Below are 18,190 nucleotides of genomic sequence, written 5' to 3'. Positions count from 1 at the left end.
TTCCTGTATTGCTCGCCGGCCCAGGTCGTTCGGCTTGGCCGGGCTACCGTTGGTGGCATAAATAATCGAAATGGAGGGAAAACCTTTGATCATTGACCTCTCACCCGCTTATCAAAACGTCTTAAAAATATGCGGGCTGTGATCAGGATTATTTGAAACCGAAAAGCACAATCTTCTTCATCTGACAGGCCCGGATGGCTGCCGTGCGGATGCAATCTTGCCCACAACCCCAATACGTACGCAGGTTTGCCTCTGTCGTTCTCCCACTCATTGTATTCGTGAAGTAGGAACGGTCCCGATTTTGTATCTGCAAGATATTGCCTCTTTGCGTCATCGCTAACCTTAGGATCACATCCAAAATACTCCGCAATTTTGTCCAGCAGTTCCTGATAGAAATCTCTGATCATCGCGTTGGCGGAAGACCAGTTCCCTTGCGAAAAGTTCTGAATCGCTTGATCCAAATGCCCCTTGGCGGCGCCCAACCCGTGCCGACCAAGTAAGGCCTCAATTTCGCTGGTCGCCTCTCGAAAATCTGTCTCAGGTACATCCTCAGGCAGCATCCGCCTGAGAACAGTCTGTGTAATGACCCTTGGAGCGTCATCGAAAATGGAAGATCTGCCCATTGGGTCTGGAACCTCCTCTTCCACAAGTGTGAAGCCATCCATTTTCAGACCAGCAAGAAGACGCAACCAGACATCTGGCTTGTTGCGCTTGCTTTGCTCGGATGCCGTAATTGCATGCTCAATCATGGCTCTGCTTAGGTCACAGTTTCCGTTGACCGTCGGAACAGAACGTCCCCCCATACTGCTTCTTGCGAACCGAACCATTTCAATGGCCTTCGATGCTACCGATCCAGAACCACAGAATTCGTCAACACCCCACCCTAGGGTGAGAGACGAGAAAGCGGTTTGTGTCGACATTTCAGCAATCATCTCGCCCGCTGCCATCAACGTCATGCTGTTAAAGTCGCTCATGCGCTCACCTTCGTCGTCATCTTCGTGTACATCTCGAACAGTTTTTCCAGCCGTTCGGTGTCGTTGCGGAAACGGCGGCCGATGTAGATGCGTTCCAGCACCTCGTCGTTGTGGTCATGCGCTGCGCGGAGGTTGGCGGGCATTTTTTCGGGGTCGTAGAGGTCGGCGATGGTGGCGGGGAAATGCGCCTCGCGGGCCAGAAGGATACCTTCGGCCGCCGCTGTCAGGTCGGCGCGGTTCTTTTCGGTCAGTTTCGGGACGGGGAAGGTGTTCCAGCCCATGGTGTTAGAGTAGCGATATCGAGTTTCCAGCTTCCCGCAAACCGTGGCGATCCAGACCAGATGCAGGCGCGAGGCGATCAGCGCCATGTTCCAGAGCGGGGCATCGTATAATGCGAGAGCGAGATTGGATACGCGAACGTCACTGGGCATCAAGCCACACGGCAGGTATTCTCGACGTTCAGAGGATACGCTTGGAACGACGATGGAATTTACTTCTCCAATGATTGTTCGCTCGAACTTGTACGGCGTCAGCAAGCCCGCTTTGCCGCGCTCGCTCCCACCCTGTCGGTAGATTCGAATGCGCTCCAAACGTTCCGCAATCGGAGGTATTGAGAATGCAAGTTCTGCTTGGTGATCTTCAATCCAAAGACAATATCTTTGTTGCCCATTGATGAACTCGCTCGATCCTACAATTGGCTTCACGAGAGGAGATGCCTGAGGGAAACCTTCCAAGAGATCGTTCGCTTCGTCAGGCGACAGTAACAGGTTGCCCTGATCCCGCGGTATGTTGCCGCCGAACATTGTCGCTATCTCTGCAATTGGTTCAGAGGCACGTTCAACAATAATATTGGCCCCTTCGGTGAGGTATGCATTTATGGCTTCGACTGACTTCATGAAGTCAGCTCCATAAATAGCTTTGGACCGTTCACCAACAGCGGCGATCCCAACGATCACACAGGTGACCTGAGCATTCTTGCTCGCATTATTGCCCCAAAGAAAGTTCTGATGTCCGAAAAATATTTCTTGTCCGTTCTGAAAAATTCGGGGCCAGATCAACGGAACTTGGACACCTTGGCAAATCGAGTTTGTAGAAACAAACGCGAAACAGCCGCCATACTTGATGAAGTCCGATGCCTTCCAGAACCAACCCGCGATGTAGTCAATTGCACGTACTTTTTTGTTTCCTGGTAGCAGCGCGTTCAGATCGTCCTTTTGCTCCTTGGTCTGATATTTGTCGCCGACATAAGGCGGGTTTCCGCAAACATACGTCTCGCCTCCTTCATTCGCGAAATCGATCTGCGCCTGATCCAGCGGCGACATGAACAAGTCATCCGCTTGAAACTTCACCCCCGTCCCCGTGGGCGGGCAGACCGACAGCCAGTCCAGCCGCAGGGCGTTGCCACAGGTGATCCAGTTCTGCGCGTCTAGCGGCAGGAACTCGGCCAACGCCTCTTTCTGGCCGCGATAGGTCACGTCGCATTGATATTCCGCGATGATCAGCGCCAGCCGCGCGATCTCGGCCGAGAAGTCGCGTAGTTCGATCCCGCGATAGTTGGTCAGGGGAATGTCGGTGCGGCGCAGCGGCTCGCCCCGGCGCTTGTTGATCTCATACTCGATCGCGCGCATTTCCTTGTAGGCGATCACAAGGAAGTTGCCCGACCCGCAGGCGGGGTCGAACACGCGGATCTTGGCCATGCGGGCGCGCAGATTGGCCAGCTTGCGGGCGTTGTCGCCCGCCGCCTCCAGTTCTGCCCGCAGATCATCTAGGAAGAGCGGGTTCAGCACCTTCAGAATGTTCGGCACGGACGTGTAGTGCATGCCGAGGACCGAGCGTTCCAACTCATCCGCGACGGCCTGGATCATCGAGCCGAAAATATCGGGGTTGATCTGTGTCCAGTCGAGGCTGCCGATATGGGACAGGTAGCGCTGCGCGATCTTGGAAAAGCGCGGCACATCGGTGCTGCCCGAGAAGAGGCCACCGTTCACATAGGGAAAGGTGTCGGCCCAGCGGGGCAGCTTGGCCTCGGCCCGTTTGGGGATGGCGGTGTTCATCGCACGGAAGATCTCGCCGATGACTTCGTGCGTGTTCGACCCGTCGCGGTTCGCCATCTGGTCGATGGTGGCGGTGAACAGGTTGTCGCTGACGAAGATGTCGGTGTCTTCGGCGAAGAAGCAGAAGATCAGCCGCGCCATGAAATGGTTCATGTCGTGGCGTTTTTCGGCGCTGCCCCAGTCGGGGTTGTCCTTGATCAGCTCGACATAGAGCCGGTTGAGGCGGCTGGTGGCGCGGATGTCAAACGCACTTTCGCGGATCTGCTTGACGGTAGAGATGCCGGCGAGCGGCAGGAAGAAGCCGAAGTGATCGGGGAAATCGGTGTAGCGGCAGGCGATGGTCTCGCCGGTGGTGATGTCCTCGGCCTCGAGGTCGATGCCGTCAGTGGCGAGGATGAACTTCGCCTTGGCGCGGGAGGTGGCAGGGCTTTCGCGCAGGGCGGCGAGGGTTGCCGCGATTTCGCCCGGGACGCAGGTCGCAAGGTGGATGTTGTTGGTCTGCAGGACGCCGCCGATGTCGGACTTGTTCGATGCGCCGGTGCGCAGGCGCTTGATTGTCGTCTCCTTGTTTCCGAAGGCCATGAGGAAGGCATAGGGGAACTCTGCCGCATCAAAGGGCTGCTCGGCGAGTTCGGAAACGGCTTGTTCAATCTCAACGGCGTTCATGCGGTAGTCCAGGGGTTGATCAGGTCGATCTCGCAACCCTCGAAGTCAGGCGTGTTGCGCGTGGCGACGGAGGCACCACGGGTGTGGGCAATTGAGGCAATCTGGCAATCGGCCTGGGTGATCGGTCGCCCGGCGGACCGTCGTGCGGCGGAGATGGCGGCATAGGACTGCGCGGCGGCGCTGTCGAAAGGCAGAATGCGCCCCGCAAGGTCCTCACGCAGGATGCTGTCCACTGCATCAACCAGCGCGGCGCGCCGCTTGCCGTTCCCCATGATCGCGAGGCCGTAGCGCAGTTCCGCTTCCGATATCGAGGTCAGGTAGACGTTGAGCCCGTCCTGCGCCGACAGCCATTGCTCGACCCTCGGCTCGGGAGCCGGGCGCAACAGCTCAGAGAGGACATTCGTGTCGAGGATGATCATGCGTCAGGCCTGGTCGAACGCGGGCGGTTCACGCATGGCTTCACGCTGCGGAAGGTCGAGATCAACGCCACCCAGAGGCGCGACCCGCTCGCGGATGGCCGCGGCAAGATCGTGGGATGGCTTCGCTTCGCCGACAACATGGCGCAAGATCTCGCGCGCCTCCTCTTCCATCGAACGGCCGTGCTCAGCCGCACGGATGCGAAGGCGGCGCTTCACGTCATCGTCAAGGTTCCGGATGGTAATGCTTGCCATGATCTCCTCCTGATAGGAGTGTAATCATCGCAATCAATGCGATCAAGGCTAATCGCTGGAACGCATGGTTTCCTCAGGGTGGGCAAGCCGACGCTGTCAGCTCGCGATCTTGCTGATCACCGCAACTGTTATACGCATCATCAATGTTGCAATAGTATATTTTCGTATGTATGCTGGGTGAAGATTGTCAAGGGTCCTTGCCATGCGTTTCGAATTCAAAAACCTCGCTCTGGCGGCCTTTTTAGCTCTCGCCTTGTCCGGCCCAACAGTTCCCACGCAAGCCCGCGCCCAAACCTATCCGATCGACTGCGCCATCTTGCTGTGTTTGTCCGGTGGCTGGCCGGCTTCTGTGCCATGCGCACGCGCGCGGGCCGAGTTCATCCGGCGCATCACACCTTGGCCGGTGGAGCCGCCGCTTCAGATTTGGCGCTGCCCCATGGGTGCGTCTTACGATGGTCCTGCCAGGTCGCGCCCCACGGACCGGATCTTCGATGCCCTATATGGTGGTTCAGGAACCCCACCAAACTCTTCAACCCCGCTTTTTGATCAGGCAGCCGAGGCAGGCGGAATGCTCGGGCTGAAAGGCTCCAACGCGGCTTGGGACAACCTCGTAAGGGCTGATTACGCCCTCCAGCTCGTAGAAGACCGCGCCGACATCGATATCAGCGGGCCGGAATTCAATTTCGTGCGCTCTATTCGCGTCTTTGACGTTCGTTATGCTCGCCAGCACGAATCCGGGCGAGATGGCGACTGCAACCGCAGTGCCGTCGTTGTCCTCGGCACCTACGGGATCCAGGGCGATTTTTCCTGGAGGGCGTCGTCACCCGCAGCGCTGCCTGCTGCGCATGCCGGTCTCGAGCGATGGGGCGAGCACTGTCCGAGCATTTATCACAGATCCGTCTTCGCGGAGTGGCGTGACTATAGCGGGAATTACGGCTTCGAGCAGGTCAATTACTGACTGTTGAGGCGCCGCGACGTCGCACAGAGCCTTGTAAAGATTAAACCTGTAACGCAGGCACAAGCACACAATCGACGGCCATAAAGGCCATAGTCTTCCATGTCAGTCGTCGCGACAGGGCAGCTGCGTGAGAGACGCGAAGTCGATTTCAGCTTTATCGGCATCGCTAAGATCCGGGTAAATCCTTGAGACGCGCTGTGGGCCATGCATGTCCCACCGGATTGCCAGAGCACCTGTGTTCCAGCGATATACCCAGCCGACAATGGTTTTTTCATCGGCTGCGATCAAATTGGCGATCGCGACGCCTTCGACCTCATTTTCGTTCACTGTTTACTGACTTCCTGCAAATTGGCGTTGCGGATAGCAGCTCAGATCCAAAGCGTTTGCTGCAACCATATGCCGGGCCTCGTTAAAATCGGTTACTGTTCGTCCTCGCGGTAACGAATTCACAACGGGAGAAGTCAGCTCCCGTGCTCTCGATTGATGAAATTGCTTAAATCCTGTGGTCGGGCTCCGTGGCGGCTTCGACGATCGCCAAAACCTCGAAGGGGTCAAAGCCGATGGCGCGCGCCAGAACGACCAGTTCGACGACGTCGATCCGGCGTTCACCGCTTTCGAGGCGTGCCACGAGAGATTGATGGCACTTGAGCCTGTCCGCCAAGTCGTCCTGGCCCAAGCCTGCGCTTTTACGCGCGTCGACCAACGCCTGGCAAAGTGCCACCTGTCCCGTGCTTCTGATTGTCTTTGCCACGCGTCACATACCTTTTGTGACGTCGCTAGCGGATGAAATCTGTTATCTAAAAAGTAGATATATGAGGGTGTTATCGGCGTCTGGTTTCCATGGGCTGCAAGTCTGATGCTCCCGAGGTTGCCCATCAATCCCCTACCGATTGTAGAAATCGGCCATATTCCTCGCTGACTTCGCGCGCTTCCTCGAAAGCGCGGGCGCGTTCGCTGTCGAGGCAACGGAAGTAGCTCTGGATATCCTGGATGTAGTCTTCGAAATCGCCACGGATGATATCCGCATAGTCCCGCGCGGCCTGCGAATCGCTTGGCAGGAAAGGGCGGGATGGCGCAAAGCAGGATTCCGCCAAAACCGGTCCGGGAACGCAGATCAGAAGGGCCATAGCTTGCAATGGGAGCAGGCATGTCAACCTTGGGTTTCTCAAACCTGTTATCTCCTTGATCGCAGACACTGGCCGTGACTAGTGTTTGCGTGACCAAACTACAGCTAAAGCACGATATTACATCTTGCGGTTGATAATATACTATCGTAACTCTGGGCTTCAAGTAGGAATGCCTGGGGTCGCGCCATTGGAGAAAGCGTGAGCCGGGCCATGAACTGGGACATCGAAGCACCAAATGTGGTTACGGAAGCCAGGTTCCGCGAACTCGTGGAAAGCGGCTATAGCGCAGAAATCCTGTGCCAGGAGTCGGCACACAAGAAAGGCCCCAGCTATTACGGGGTCTGGATCATGCGTGTGGTCTCCAACGAAGGCGTGGAAAAGCTCCTCGTCACCGCCCGCACTCGGACGACCTACAACGATATCAAGATCCGCGAGTTCAAGACGATCTCCGGCGTGGTGTCATTCTTCATTGGCCTTGGCTTTGCGCATGTCGATCTGCCGCTTGAGGCGGGCACAAGCCGTACGCACAAACTTGCGCCGTCAGAAAAAGCCCCATCAGACAAGGGCGCTGACACCTAGCCTTGTCTGTCTCTGGCTGGTCGCCGCGCCAGCCTCAGCGCAAATGGTCCTGGTCATGGAGAGCGACGGCTCTCTGACCCCATCCCGGTCTCAGAGCGGTTTTGCCCGGAACTACAATGACGGCATTGGTCAGGGTTCGGCCTACGATGGGATCGCTATCTTCGGCGAGTTAGAGGCCGAGCAAGAGGGCGTCCAAGTCGCGGCCCTTGCCCGCCCGACTCCCCTGCCCCACGCAGATGTCCTCTCCGGGATTCAGACCACGGCTTTGCGCTATGCCGGCCATCCCGGCCTGCGTCGCGCGGGGCTTTCCGTGACGGATTGGCTGGCTCTCTATCGGGCCAATATCGAGGTTGAGAGCGCCTACCGGCAGGATGCGATTTCAAGTGCAGGTGCCATCGGCCTCGGTCAATTGATGCCCGCAACAGCGCGCGACCTCGGCGTTGACCCGCGTGACCCCCAACAGAACCTCGACGGCTCTGCCCGCTACCTCGCGATGATGCTGGAGACGTTCGGCGATCCGCATCTGGCGCTGGCGGCCTACAACGCTGGTCCCGACGCCGTGCGCCAACACGGTGGCATTCCCCCTTACCGAGAAACCCAGAACCACGTGGCCCGCGTCATGGCTGTCGTGGCCCGATTGGAAGGATCAAATTCATGAAACAGATTTCAAACCTCTTTGTCGCCTCGCTGGCGCTATTCCTGTTCATTGCCGAGCCCGCCCTTGCACAGAGCATCGATCTCTCCCCGATCCAGAGCTTGTTGCAGGGCATTGTCGATGCGCTGACTGGCCCACTTGGCGTTGTCATCGCGACGCTTGCCGTTCTCGGGGTCTTTCTCAGCTGGTTCTTCAACATCATCGATCTGCGCCAGGCGCTTTGGGTCCTCGTGGGCATCGCCGGTGTTGCGGCCGCCCCCACCATCGTTGCCGCGGTCTTTGCCGGTGGCTGAACGCTCGCCTCTCTTTCTCGGGCTCGTGCGCCCGCCGAAGCTTTTGGGCCTGCCCATCATGTACGCGATGGTCTGGCTCTTCGGATCGGTGCTCTTGTTCGTCTGGGTCCAGCACATCGCGGTGCTGGGTGTCGCGGCCCTGCTCTACCCGTTGCTTTGGAAGGCCGCAGATTGGGACCCGCGTTTCATCGACGTGATGGTGACGGCGCTGCAGGAGACACCGCCCACGCGCAACAGGTCCATTCATGGCGGGGACAGCTATGCCCCGTGATGACGCCCGTGATGCTGCGCTCGATGCCCGCACAATGACGCCAGACTGGTATGCGCGCGAGACCCGCCTCGCGCATATGCTGCCCTATGTGAGCCTCGTTGACGACCAGACCGTGCGGACTCGGGTGAACGAACTCTTCCGCTGCATCCGGCTCGAGGGGATCAACAGCTACACGACGGACGATGCCTATCTCGACAAACTGACGGCACTTTTTGCCCGCATCGTCGCGCAGCTCGGGCCGGAATTCAGCTATTACGTCCACAAGGTCTCCAAGGCCATCAAACCTGATCTCGACCCGATCCGTGAGGACAGCTTCGCTGGCGAGGTTGACCGGCGCTGGCGCGCGAAACTCGAGACCAGCGGGCTCCGCGACAAAACACTGACGCTCACCGTCATTCACCGCCCGCCGCACAAAAGCCTCCTGCCGTTCCTCAGCCGCAGCGCACCGGACCGCCTGAGAGAGGAGACCCGCAAACGCCAGCAGCGCCTCAGCGAGGCCGTGAACGTCTTCCTCTCGGGGCTGACCGAGCTCAAGCCGCGCCTGCTGTCAGCCGGATCGGGAGAGTTGGTGGGATTTTTGGGCGCGCTCAACACGGGCACCGAGCTGCCGCTCTACCCGGCCAACACCTACGGCTTTCTGTCCTTCAACGTCGCCAATACCCGCGTGACGTTTCACGGCGATCATTTCGAGCTTTCCGAAGGCGTCGTGGGGCATCGCTACGGCAAGAGTTTCACCATCGGGGAATACTCGGAAGGCACCTCCTGCACCATGTTCGACATGCTGAACCTGCCGGTCGACATGATCGTGACGCACTCCTTCACGCCGATCAATTCGAACCTCATGGCGGGCCGCATCAAGCGGCAAAAGCGCCAGATGCAGGCCAGCCAGGACGCAGCCCTCTCGCTCCTGGAAGCCCTCGACATCGCCGCCGATGATCTCGAGGCCAAGCGCCAAAGCTTCGGCGAGCATCACATGGTCGTGACGCTCTTTTGCGACACGCTCGAAGAGCTGCAAACCCTCAGCGCGGAGATCGTGAACGCCGCCGCGACCGAGGGCGTGAAGATGATCGGCGAGCGGGTCGCGGCCAAGGCGCATTACCTCAGCCAGCACCCCGGCAACCAGCCCAAGCGCGTCCGCGCCAGCGCCGTCACCAATCGCAACTTCGCGGATTTCGCGGCGTTTCATCGGACCCAGCTGGGCAAACCCGCTGAGAAAACCCCATGGGGCCGGGTCGTCACATATTTGCCCACGCCGGAGCAGAGCGCCTACCGGTTTTCCTATCACGAGCAGGGATCGCCCGACAAAGAACCGACCAGCGGCCATACCCTGATCATGGGGCGGCCCGGGTCCGGCAAATCGGTGCTGTCGGCCTTCCTGATGACCCAAGCCCGTCGCGCAGGGGCGCGGATCTTCGTCTTCGATTACCGTCTTGGTATGGAGATGGCGGTCCGCGCCAATGGCGGGCGCTACGCGTCCCTGAACGCCGGCCAGCCCACGGGTCTCAATCCGCTCTGGACCGAGACCGATGCGCGCGGCACCGCCTGGCTCTCGGACTGGCTTGCCACGCTACTTTACCGCGCCGACAAACCCCTGACCCCGGCGCAGACCAACCGCATCCAGGAAGTGGTGCGCCAGAATGCCCAGGCCACCAATCCGGCCCTGCGGAACTGGCGGGATTTCGCATCGCTTTTTGTGTCTACGGATGACGGCGGCGATCTGCACCAGCGCCTGCTCGAATGGACCGAAGACGGCCGCTATGGCTGGATCTTCGGGCAGAGCCTCGAGGACACGTTCTCGCTCAAAGGCGATGTGGTGGGCTTCGATCTGACCGGCATTCTCGACAGCGAGGCCGACAAGGAGCGGATGGCGGTTCTCTCCTATCTTTTCCGCCGGGTCGAACGCGAGATCGAGGATCGCCGCCCCACCATCATCGTGATCGACGAGGCCTGGAAGGCGCTCGACAACGCGTATTTCGCGGAGCGGCTGTCGAACTGGCTGGTGACAGCGCGCAAACAGAACACCGTCGCGGTGATGATGACGCAATACGCGAGCCAGCTCGAGCGCACCCGGACCGGCAAGACCATCATCGAGGCGGTGCCGACGCAGATCCTGCTACCCAATATCCGCGCGCAGCCTGCGGATTACGCCATGCTGAACCTCACGGAGAAGGAGCTCGACGTCCTTCTCAACACGGGCAGCAACAGCCGCCTCGCACTGATCCGCGACGATCAGGGCTCGATCGTCGTCGATGCCGATCTGAGCGCACTTGGGCCCAATCTCACCATCCTTGGCGGCATGGAAAAGGGCGAAGCGCTCGTCGGCCCCGATTACCGCGACCGCCCAGACTTCTGGAGGCTTTCATGATCCGTATTCTTGTCGCTTTGGCTGCGCTCGGCGCGCTGGCCTCCTGCACCCAGTACCGGGAGCCGCAGGCGAACTGCTTCACATTCCTCGCGTCCACGGCATCTGTCGCGCCTGATTGCACCTTTACGCCTCTAGATGCGCCGGAGGGCGACATTGAAGTCTAGCCTGCCTCATATCCTGGCACTTTGCCTGCTGCCCGGTCTCGCCTTGTCTCAAGGCGTGCCGACCAATGACAATGGGCTGACCGCGCGTGACATCGTCGAGACTGGCGATCGCGAGGCTGACTTGGCCGTTCAGGCGGACAAGCTTGCCGTGCGCGAACTCATTGCCGAGATCGAACGGGAGCAGCTGGAAACCCTCCGACGCATCCTCGATGCCCAGACCAGCTTCGGCGGTCAGGGCCTGCCCGCCATGGTCTCGGGGCTGGAAAGCGGCAGCGGGGATCCCGACCGCTCGGTGGCGGCGGTCTATGGCACGGGCCAGATAGATCCCAATCCCGGCGGTGAACAGATGTTCGGGGATGCGTCTGAGACCATCGAGCAGCTCATCATCCGCGTGGCTCAGGAGACCAGCGGCTTTGCGGGTGTTGGCCGCGCAGGGCTCTCCCCCGTCCAATGGCGCGCGCTGCTGCAAGCGCTGATCTGGCAGGAAAGCCGTTTCACCATCGGTGCACGCTCTCCCGTCGGCGCCTATGGCCTCACCCAGATCATGCCGGGCACGGCCAGCGATCTGGGCATAAACCCGGAATACTATGACAGCCCTTACCTGCAGGTGCATGGCGGCGCGCGCTATCTCGCGACCCAGCTCAACACATTCGATGGCAACATCATCAACGCCCTTGCGGCCTATAATGCCGGACCCGGCCGGGTTTTCGAGTATGGCGGCGTGCCACCCTTTCGCGAGACCCAGCACTACGTCCAGGTGATCCCCGAACGCTATAACCTCTATTTGACCCGTATCGGCGGGATCGAAGCGCTTGGCACGATCGACCCCGCGCTTCTGGCCAATGCCAACCTCTCGCTCACTGGGCACGGCGCGGCCTTCTATGGCAACAACTCACCCGCCGCGATCAGGCAAGCCGCCCTGCGTATTGCGGATATCGTCGAACGGATTTCCGAGACAGAGGATGTGCAGGAAAGCGTCGCGCTCAACACCTATGCCCGGGCCGAACTCGTGCGTCTCGTCGCCGCTCGCATCCGGCTTAAGGCGGCGCGGACCCGCGCCCTCTCCGCCGAGGAACTGGCCCAGGCCAGCGCCCGCATGGCCGAGGGCGCGTTCATGGATTTTACGATCAGGGAGATTGAATGATGGGACATCTGCTCTTGAGGACAGCTTTGGCCACGACACTTGGGGTTGGTCTGCATCTTGGCGCCCTATCCCCTGCCCTCGCGCAAGGCGTGCCCGTCGTCGATACCCAGAACATCGCGCAAAACATCCAGCAGCTCCGGCAGATGATCGAAGACGAGATCCTGCAAAACGAGCAGCTGACGCAGCTCCGCGAACAGCTTGCCACACTCACGGATCAACTCGCGGAGCTGCAACGAACCTATGAGGCGCTCACCCGTCTTGCCGAACTGCCGGAGATCATCCGCACGGAAATGGAAGACGAGCTGAACGGACTGCTCGATCAGGAATTCGGCGACATCCTTGCGACGATTGAGGCCATCAAGACGGGCGATTTCTCCGGACTTTCCGGGTCCGGCGCAGGCGAGATTGAAACCCAGATGGACCGGGTGCTGGCCGATCTCGGCTTCGACGAGGACACGCTCTCGGAAATGGCCACCAGCGGAAATCCCGGGGCCAATCGTGTGGCGACGCAAGCGACGACCGGCGCGCTCGTCTCGGCAGCTGCCCAGAACAGTTATGAAGACGCAGGCCAATCGCTGGAACGCGTCGACAGGCTGGTCGGGCTGATCGATGACATGGATGAACTGAAGGAAAGCATCGATCTCAACACGCGGGTGACGGCGGAGCTTGCCATCGCGCTCGTCGCCATGTGGCAGCTCGAAGCGGTGCAGACCGTGGGCGACGGCACAGGCGGCGTGATCGATGCCGCAACCATCGCCGAGGAGCAGCGGTTTATGGACTTCACGCTGCCGGACCTGCGGGCAGACTGATCAAGGGTTGTGACAGGTGGCGAGTGAACAAGAAATCATCGAGGAAGAACTGGTCTATGGTGCCTTACGCCGCGAACGGCTCTGGCAACGCCTTGGCCTGATGGGCCTTGTCTTCGGTATCATCGGCTGTCTGAGTGCCGCGGCTGTCTCGATCCTCGATGTCGACCCGCCCCCCGTCGTTGTCCCCTACGATCCCGCCACCGGCTTTGCACTCCCCGAAGCCTCGGTGGGCGCTTCCTCGGTGACCGCCAACCAGGCGATCATCGAGGCGGAAGTGTTCCGCTATGTGACCGACCGCGAGGTCTACAACCAGCTCGACAACGACCTGCGCATCCGCAGCGTCCTGCGCCGCTCTGACGGGGCTGCCGAGAGCGGGCTGCGCCAGATCTGGAACAGCGCAAATGAAAACTATCCGCCGACCGTCTATGGCCCCAATGCCCGGCTCGACGTGGAAATCCTCAGCATCAACCGGATCGGCACCAACCGCGCCACGGTGCGCCTGCGCAAGCGTCTGACCTCCATCAACGGCACCCAAACCGGCCTCTTCACTGCGACGCTTCTCTTCGAGTTCCGCCCGGAGACCCGCCGCTCCATCGACGAGGTCTGGACCAATCCGTTCGGCTTCACGGTCCTCGAATATTCCATCCGCTCCGACAGATTGGAGAATTAGTTTGATCAATAAGTTCTTTGTTGCTGCCATATTTGTTTTGCTGCCTGCCCTTGCCTTTGCCGAAGCGATCCCGCGCGGTGGTCCAAATGACAGCCGCGTGCGGCTGGCAACATATCAAGAAGGTCAGGTCTACCGCCTCAGCGTCTCGCTTACCCATGTCACCACGGTCGAATTCGGTGAGGGTGAAAGCATCCGCTCGATCATCGCGGGCGATACCGAGGGCTTCGAGATCGATGGCGTGCCGGGCGGGCAGGCCTTCGCGATCAAGCCCGTCGCGCGCGGTGTCCATACCAATGTGACGGTCTACACGAACAGGCGCAGCTACTATTTCAACGTCGAGGAGGTCCGCAGCCCAACCTTCTACGTGGTGCAGTTCCGCTATCCAGACGACGCTGCGCGCCCGACCCGGGCCATCGCCGCCCAAGCGCCGAACTACAACTACGGTGCCAGCGCGCGGACCGAGTTCACGCCAACGCGCATCTGGGATGACGGGACGTTCACGTATTTCGCGTTTCCAAGAAACGCGCCTGTGCCCGCGATCTTCCGCTACGCGGGTGGCCGTGAACGCACGGTCAACACGCAAACCCCTGAGGACGGTGTGATCCGCGTCAGCGGCGTAAACCGCCAATGGGTCCTGCGACTTGGCGAAGAGGTGGTCTGCATCGAGGCGATCCCGCCCGCGGAGGCCGCCTCATGAGCGATACCGAGAACACCGAGCTGGAAAAGCGCCTCGCCGCCCTTGAGAAAGGCAGTGCCCGCGCCCCCACGGCGGCGCAGCGCCGGTCGCCCCTTCTCGCGCTGATCGTGGTCCTCGTTATCGGCGCAGGTGGTGCCCTGCTCTATCTCCTCTCACAGCCCGACGAAGAGGTAGCCTTGCCGACGGCCACCCCGGACGTCTTCCAAAACGAGGGGGACGGCTTTGGCGCCATCGAGACCTTGCCCCCGCCCGAGCCCGAGGTTGTGTTTGTCGGACCAGACCCCGTCGAGCCCAACGCGGAGCTTCTGGCGCAGATCACCGCGCTGCAGGCTCAGATCGAGGAATTGCGCAACGCCCCCGAACCGGTCGTCGAGGAAGACACCGCCGCCGCAGAGGCGATCGACGCGCTGACCGCTCAGATTGCGGCGCTACAAGCCGCCTCGGAAGCCGCACAGCAACGATTCCAGGATGAACTGACGGCGCGGGATCGAAGTCTTGAACAACTCCGCATGGATCTGGAATTGGCCCAACTCGAGGCCAGCCGACCCCAACCCGCTCCGGCGGGCCCCACGGAAGATGAGCTGCGCGCACGCGAGCAAGAGCGACTGCGCCGCGAGGAAGAAGCCCGGCGCATGGCCGAGCTGGAGCGCCGCGCCGCGGAGGAACGCGCCTTCCAGGAGCGGCGCATCGCCTCGCCCACCATCGCGTTTGGCGGTGCCTCCGGAGCGAATGAAACGGCTCTGACCGAACGCACTTTTGGCGAGGTGACGGATTTCGTGCTGAACGGGGCGCTGCCCTCTACCGTGACGCAGGCCGAGGTGATCGCCAATCCCTCCAACACCATCATCCAGGGCACCATGATCCAGGCCGTCATGGAAACTGCCCTTGACAGCTCCCTGCCCGGCCAGACCCGTGCCGTGGTGTCCGAGGATGTCTACAGCGTCGATGGCGTGCGCCTCTTGATCCCCCGCGGATCCCGTCTCGTCGGGCGCTACCGCGCTGGCGTCGATATCGCGCAGCGCCGCGTCACGATCGCCTGGGACCGGATCATCCTGCCCGCGGGCCAGACCGTCCAGATCAGCTCTTTCGGGGGCGATGAACTTGGCCGCTCCGGCGTCACGGGTTTCGTGGACACACGCTTTGCCGAGCGTTTCGGGTCGGCCGCCCTGATCTCGCTGATCTCCGCCGCACCAAGTGCCGCCGCATCCGAGGTCCAGGATGAGACTGCCGCCGACGTTCTCGAAGACGTGGGCGATGATCTGGCAGATGCGACGGACAGCGTCATCGGCGACTATCTCTCAATCGGCCCCGTCATCTATGTCGACCAGGGCGCCCGCGTCACGGTCATGGTCGACCGCGATCTGGAGGTATTCTGAGCCCATGTCGCTGAGCTATCTCCAGACCTCTCTCGACCGGATCGATGCCGCCGCCCGCGACGATGTCATCGAGATCTGTATCAACCCTGACGGCAGCTGCTGGGGAGAATTCCAAGGCGATCATTTCATGCGCAAGCTGGAACGGGCGTTGACCGCAACCGAAGTGAAAGACCTCGGCAACCAGATCGCCTCTTCTGCCAATACCACGATGAGCAAGGACCGCCCCATCGTCTCGGTCTCAATCACCTACAAGGGGCGCCCGATCCGCGCACAGGTCATCACCCCGCCCGCCGTGTTAACGGCGATGTCGATCAGTCTTCGGTTCTTTTCCAGCTTGCCGCTCGACGGGATCGCACTCGACTTTCTCTATGGCAAGGAACGCAAGCTTGAAGAACTCCGCCTCGAGAAAACCCAGGAACTGCGTGAAGTGGTGGCCGCGGGCGTGATCGACGATGCGCTGGCCTTTTGCGTCGACAACAAGCTTAACATGATCGTCTCTGGCGGCACCTCCACCGGCAAGACCGTGGCTGCGCGCAAGATCCTCTCGCACGTGCCATCCGAGGAACGCATCGTCACCATCGAGGAAGCCGCCGAGCTTCTGCCGACCCAGCCCAATGCCGTGACCCTCATCGCCAATCGCGATGCGGAGTTCCAGACCGCCGATGTGCTGCTCACCGCGACGTTGCGCATGCGCCCCGACCGGATCATCCTGGGCGAGGTGCGAGGCAAGGAGGCCATGACCTTCCTCGAGGCGATCAACACTGGCCATGGCGGCTCAATGACCACGCTGCACGCAGAAACCCCGCAACTTGCCGTGCAGCGTCTGGCCATCGCCGCACTCAAGACCGAGATCCCGATGACCTATGCCGACATGATCCAGTACATCGAGAACTCCATCGACGTAATCATCCAGGCCGGTCGCCATGATGGCAAACGCGGCATCACCGAATTCTACCTCCCCGGCACCAATGAGATCGGAGCTTCCCAATGAAAACCTTTGAATACGATATCCTGTCCTTTCCCATGACCCGCAAAACCAGTCTTGCCGACATGCAGGCCAGCCTAAATGTGAAGGGGGCCGAAGGCTGGGAGGTCGTGTCGATCAGCTCCTCGGAATTCGCCAACGTGGGACACACTGTCTTCCTGAAGCGCGAGACCACTCCCGCCAGAGCCACGGCATGAGGCAGGCGGGCTGTACCCTCGTACTGACTGCGCTGGTCTTGGGCCTGACGTCGGCACCCGGCTTCGCTGAGCGCAATCTCGTGCCGACCCTCGAGCGCAGTTTCGACGTCTGTCCAGACCGGCCCGCTGAACCCATGTGGATGCAGGAGATCCCCCTGCGCCAAGCCTATCAGCGCGTGTTGGTTCAAGACATCTACCGCGCCCAGAATCTCGAGCGCATCGTCGAGACCGAAAGCTGCGACTGTGAAACCCGGTTCCCCTCTTGGGACGCTGCCGAGGCGGTGTTTCGGGAAAGGTACGCGAGTGACGAACGATGGGAGATGCTGCAAGCCTCGGACGCCTACAACCGCCGCGCAAACGCTGCCCGCCCTGCCGCCAAGGCCATCTGCGAAGCCGCGGGCAATTGGTAAGGCAGCCCCGTCATGAGCGTCGTCACCTATTTCGTTGAAACCTCCCAGGGCTATCTCGACACCGCCGCAGAAACCCAGTTCGGATCGGTTGCGGCAACGGTTGGCACGCTTCTGGTGCTGGGAACAACGCTGGTGGTGGTTCTCGTTTTCCTGAACATGATCTACCAGTACAAGGCGATGGACGGACGCACGGCATTCTGGCTCGCGGTCAAGATCGGGCTCATCGGGATATTTGCAACCAACTGGGTGCAGTTCAACGCCCTCTCCTCCGCCATCCTGGCCGGGATCGACAGCATTGCGGGTGCGCTGGTTGCTTCCGTTGGTGGTGGAACTCCCGGCCCTTCTGGCACTTTCGCAGAAGAGTTTGACCGGCTAATCGCGGAACTAGGGGACTATCTCAACGCCGCTGGGTCCGAGCTGAACTGGATGGCAGGGGCCATGCTCGACATTGTCGGGGTCCTCTTGCTCTCGATCCTCGGCGGGCTGGCCGCCTTCATCCTCGTGGCATCCCGCCTGATGATCGCACTTCTGATCGGGATCGCACCGGTGATGATTTTCCTGACCCTCTTCGAGGTCACCAAGGACTATTTCGCGCGCTGGCTGTCGGCGCTGGTCTCCTTCGCGCTCTACCCCATAGTCGTGGCCGGTGTGTTCGCGACAATCACGGGTGTCTCCTCTGCCCTCATCGGCGAACTCGGCGACCCGGAGGGAGCCTCAAACATCGGCGCGCTCATTCCCTTCTTCATGATGGTGCTCATGGCCAAGGGCTTCATCATTGCCACGCCCTTCATCGTCCGCGCGATCTCCGGAAACATTATGATGCCCGCCCTCTCCGGTGGTCTCGGCGGCGGCTACAGCTTTGCCCGCGCCGCCATGGGCAGCCAGCAGGCCTACAATCGCTACCTGATCGGAGGCGCAAGTGGCGCAGAATACGCAGCCCTCAGGGCGCGGCAGTTCTTCGGCGTGCAGCAGATGCCCGTGAGGCAGGGCATGGGGCAGACGGGTTCCGCAGGAGGCACAGGATCCGCAGACTCGGGGTCAAAAATGCTGGCGCAGCTGGCGAGACTGGGTCGACTTGGCCGACGGTGACGGCCCTTTGCTGCCATTCGCGCTCCGTCCTAAATC

Annotated in this window: 23 protein-coding genes; 16 read left to right on the top strand and 7 right to left on the bottom strand. The window is 60.7% G+C overall.

Annotated elements, in window-relative coordinates; all coding sequences use genetic code 11:
* Nucleotides 1-89 precede the first annotated feature (89 nt).
* From SULPSESMR1_RS24615 to SULPSESMR1_RS24600, 4 genes are read right to left on the bottom strand one after another with little or no spacing between them, the layout of a single operon-like run.
* Nucleotides 90-974: a hypothetical protein gene (locus tag SULPSESMR1_RS24615; RefSeq protein WP_064223261.1), complete on the bottom strand. Its 885-nt coding sequence runs from the start codon at nucleotides 972-974 to the stop codon at nucleotides 90-92.
* Entirely contained in the window at nucleotides 971-3,694 is a 2,724-nt protein-coding gene (locus SULPSESMR1_RS24610; RefSeq protein WP_089423650.1) for a class I SAM-dependent DNA methyltransferase, read from the bottom strand. Before SULPSESMR1_RS24610 ends, SULPSESMR1_RS24615 begins: the two co-directional genes overlap by 4 nt.
* Entirely contained in the window at nucleotides 3,691-4,113 is a 423-nt protein-coding gene (locus SULPSESMR1_RS24605) for a type II toxin-antitoxin system VapC family toxin (protein WP_074647016.1), read from the bottom strand. Before SULPSESMR1_RS24605 ends, SULPSESMR1_RS24610 begins: the two co-directional genes overlap by 4 nt.
* A 3-nt stretch (nucleotides 4,114-4,116) precedes the next feature.
* Nucleotides 4,117-4,365 (bottom strand): FitA-like ribbon-helix-helix domain-containing protein, encoded by a 249-nt coding sequence (locus SULPSESMR1_RS24600; protein ID WP_064223258.1) that lies wholly within the window; start codon nucleotides 4,363-4,365, stop codon nucleotides 4,117-4,119.
* Nucleotides 4,366-4,567: 202 nt separating this feature from the next.
* On the opposite strand from SULPSESMR1_RS24600, the gene SULPSESMR1_RS25695 reads away from it, so the two are divergent.
* Entirely contained in the window at nucleotides 4,568-5,323 is a 756-nt protein-coding gene (locus SULPSESMR1_RS25695; protein ID WP_229678647.1) for a hypothetical protein, read from the top strand.
* Nucleotides 5,324-5,425: 102 nt separating this feature from the next.
* Here the strand turns inward: SULPSESMR1_RS25695 and SULPSESMR1_RS24590 are convergent, their stop codons facing one another.
* The 3 genes from SULPSESMR1_RS24590 to SULPSESMR1_RS24580 form a co-directional block, all read right to left on the bottom strand.
* On the bottom strand, nucleotides 5,426-5,650 hold the full coding sequence (locus SULPSESMR1_RS24590) for a hypothetical protein (RefSeq protein ID WP_074647017.1): 225 nt from the start codon (nucleotides 5,648-5,650) through the stop codon (nucleotides 5,426-5,428).
* Nucleotides 5,651-5,816: 166 nt separating this feature from the next.
* Nucleotides 5,817-6,074, bottom strand: a complete 258-nt coding sequence (locus tag SULPSESMR1_RS24585; protein WP_074647018.1) for a helix-turn-helix domain-containing protein — start codon at nucleotides 6,072-6,074, stop codon at nucleotides 5,817-5,819.
* Between the two features lie 124 nt (nucleotides 6,075-6,198).
* Nucleotides 6,199-6,450, bottom strand: coding sequence for a hypothetical protein (locus SULPSESMR1_RS24580; protein ID WP_009808055.1), 252 nt, complete (start codon nucleotides 6,448-6,450; stop codon nucleotides 6,199-6,201).
* A 210-nt stretch (nucleotides 6,451-6,660) separates the two neighbouring features.
* Between SULPSESMR1_RS24580 and SULPSESMR1_RS24575 the strand changes: the two genes are divergently transcribed.
* Genes SULPSESMR1_RS24575 through SULPSESMR1_RS24510 form a run of 15 tightly spaced genes read left to right on the top strand, consistent with a single transcriptional unit; the run spans nucleotide 6,661 to nucleotide 18,154 of the window.
* Nucleotides 6,661-7,029 (top strand): hypothetical protein, encoded by a 369-nt coding sequence (locus SULPSESMR1_RS24575; protein ID WP_089423648.1) that lies wholly within the window; start codon nucleotides 6,661-6,663, stop codon nucleotides 7,027-7,029.
* A gap of 43 nt (nucleotides 7,030-7,072) precedes the next feature.
* Nucleotides 7,073-7,687 (top strand): lytic transglycosylase domain-containing protein, encoded by a 615-nt coding sequence (locus SULPSESMR1_RS24570; protein ID WP_074647020.1) that lies wholly within the window; start codon nucleotides 7,073-7,075, stop codon nucleotides 7,685-7,687.
* Nucleotides 7,684-7,977 carry a TrbC/VirB2 family protein gene (locus tag SULPSESMR1_RS24565; protein WP_008282963.1) on the top strand — a complete coding sequence of 98 codons (294 nt, stop codon included), beginning with the start codon at nucleotides 7,684-7,686 and terminating at the stop codon, nucleotides 7,975-7,977. Before SULPSESMR1_RS24570 ends, SULPSESMR1_RS24565 begins: the two co-directional genes overlap by 4 nt.
* Nucleotides 7,970-8,248 (top strand): type IV secretion system protein VirB3, encoded by a 279-nt coding sequence (locus SULPSESMR1_RS24560; RefSeq protein WP_074647022.1) that lies wholly within the window; start codon nucleotides 7,970-7,972, stop codon nucleotides 8,246-8,248. Before SULPSESMR1_RS24565 ends, SULPSESMR1_RS24560 begins: the two co-directional genes overlap by 8 nt.
* On the top strand, nucleotides 8,238-10,613 hold the full coding sequence (locus SULPSESMR1_RS24555; protein WP_089423647.1) for a type IV secretion system DNA-binding domain-containing protein: 2,376 nt from the start codon (nucleotides 8,238-8,240) through the stop codon (nucleotides 10,611-10,613). Before SULPSESMR1_RS24560 ends, SULPSESMR1_RS24555 begins: the two co-directional genes overlap by 11 nt.
* Complete coding sequence (locus SULPSESMR1_RS25320; protein ID WP_198362938.1) at nucleotides 10,610-10,777, top strand: hypothetical protein; 168 nt, start codon at nucleotides 10,610-10,612, stop codon at nucleotides 10,775-10,777. The genes SULPSESMR1_RS24555 and SULPSESMR1_RS25320 overlap by 4 nt, the downstream gene beginning before the upstream one ends.
* 55 nt (nucleotides 10,778-10,832) lie before the next feature.
* The gene (locus SULPSESMR1_RS24550) at nucleotides 10,833-11,921 is read left to right on the top strand and encodes a transglycosylase SLT domain-containing protein (protein ID WP_089423672.1); all 1,089 of its coding nucleotides are present in this window, start codon (nucleotides 10,833-10,835) and stop codon (nucleotides 11,919-11,921) included.
* On the top strand, nucleotides 11,921-12,730 hold the full coding sequence (locus tag SULPSESMR1_RS24545) for a type IV secretion system protein (protein WP_089423671.1): 810 nt from the start codon (nucleotides 11,921-11,923) through the stop codon (nucleotides 12,728-12,730). The genes SULPSESMR1_RS24550 and SULPSESMR1_RS24545 overlap by 1 nt, the downstream gene beginning before the upstream one ends.
* A 16-nt stretch (nucleotides 12,731-12,746) precedes the next feature.
* Nucleotides 12,747-13,400, top strand: coding sequence for a virB8 family protein (locus SULPSESMR1_RS24540; RefSeq protein ID WP_074647028.1), 654 nt, complete (start codon nucleotides 12,747-12,749; stop codon nucleotides 13,398-13,400).
* A gap of 1 nt (nucleotide 13,401) precedes the next feature.
* Nucleotides 13,402-14,097, top strand: a complete 696-nt coding sequence (locus SULPSESMR1_RS24535) for a TrbG/VirB9 family P-type conjugative transfer protein (RefSeq protein ID WP_089423646.1) — start codon at nucleotides 13,402-13,404, stop codon at nucleotides 14,095-14,097.
* Complete coding sequence (locus SULPSESMR1_RS24530) at nucleotides 14,094-15,473, top strand: TrbI/VirB10 family protein (protein WP_089423645.1); 1,380 nt, start codon at nucleotides 14,094-14,096, stop codon at nucleotides 15,471-15,473. The genes SULPSESMR1_RS24535 and SULPSESMR1_RS24530 overlap by 4 nt, the downstream gene beginning before the upstream one ends.
* A 4-nt stretch (nucleotides 15,474-15,477) precedes the next feature.
* Complete coding sequence (locus tag SULPSESMR1_RS24525) at nucleotides 15,478-16,464, top strand: ATPase, T2SS/T4P/T4SS family (RefSeq protein WP_089423644.1); 987 nt, start codon at nucleotides 15,478-15,480, stop codon at nucleotides 16,462-16,464.
* On the top strand, nucleotides 16,461-16,655 hold the full coding sequence (locus SULPSESMR1_RS24520) for a hypothetical protein (RefSeq protein ID WP_009807516.1): 195 nt from the start codon (nucleotides 16,461-16,463) through the stop codon (nucleotides 16,653-16,655). Before SULPSESMR1_RS24525 ends, SULPSESMR1_RS24520 begins: the two co-directional genes overlap by 4 nt.
* Nucleotides 16,652-17,065 carry a hypothetical protein gene (locus tag SULPSESMR1_RS24515; RefSeq protein WP_058243507.1) on the top strand — a complete coding sequence of 138 codons (414 nt, stop codon included), beginning with the start codon at nucleotides 16,652-16,654 and terminating at the stop codon, nucleotides 17,063-17,065. Before SULPSESMR1_RS24520 ends, SULPSESMR1_RS24515 begins: the two co-directional genes overlap by 4 nt.
* A gap of 12 nt (nucleotides 17,066-17,077) precedes the next feature.
* Nucleotides 17,078-18,154 (top strand): type IV secretion system protein, encoded by a 1,077-nt coding sequence (locus tag SULPSESMR1_RS24510; RefSeq protein ID WP_074840662.1) that lies wholly within the window; start codon nucleotides 17,078-17,080, stop codon nucleotides 18,152-18,154.
* Nucleotides 18,155-18,190 lie beyond the last annotated feature (36 nt).

It is taken from the genome of Pseudosulfitobacter pseudonitzschiae (assembly GCF_002222635.1).
GTDB lineage: Bacteria > Pseudomonadota > Alphaproteobacteria > Rhodobacterales > Rhodobacteraceae > Pseudosulfitobacter > Pseudosulfitobacter pseudonitzschiae_A.
Note: the sequence above shows the minus strand (reverse complement) of the source record. Positions and strands in the feature narration are given on the sequence as shown.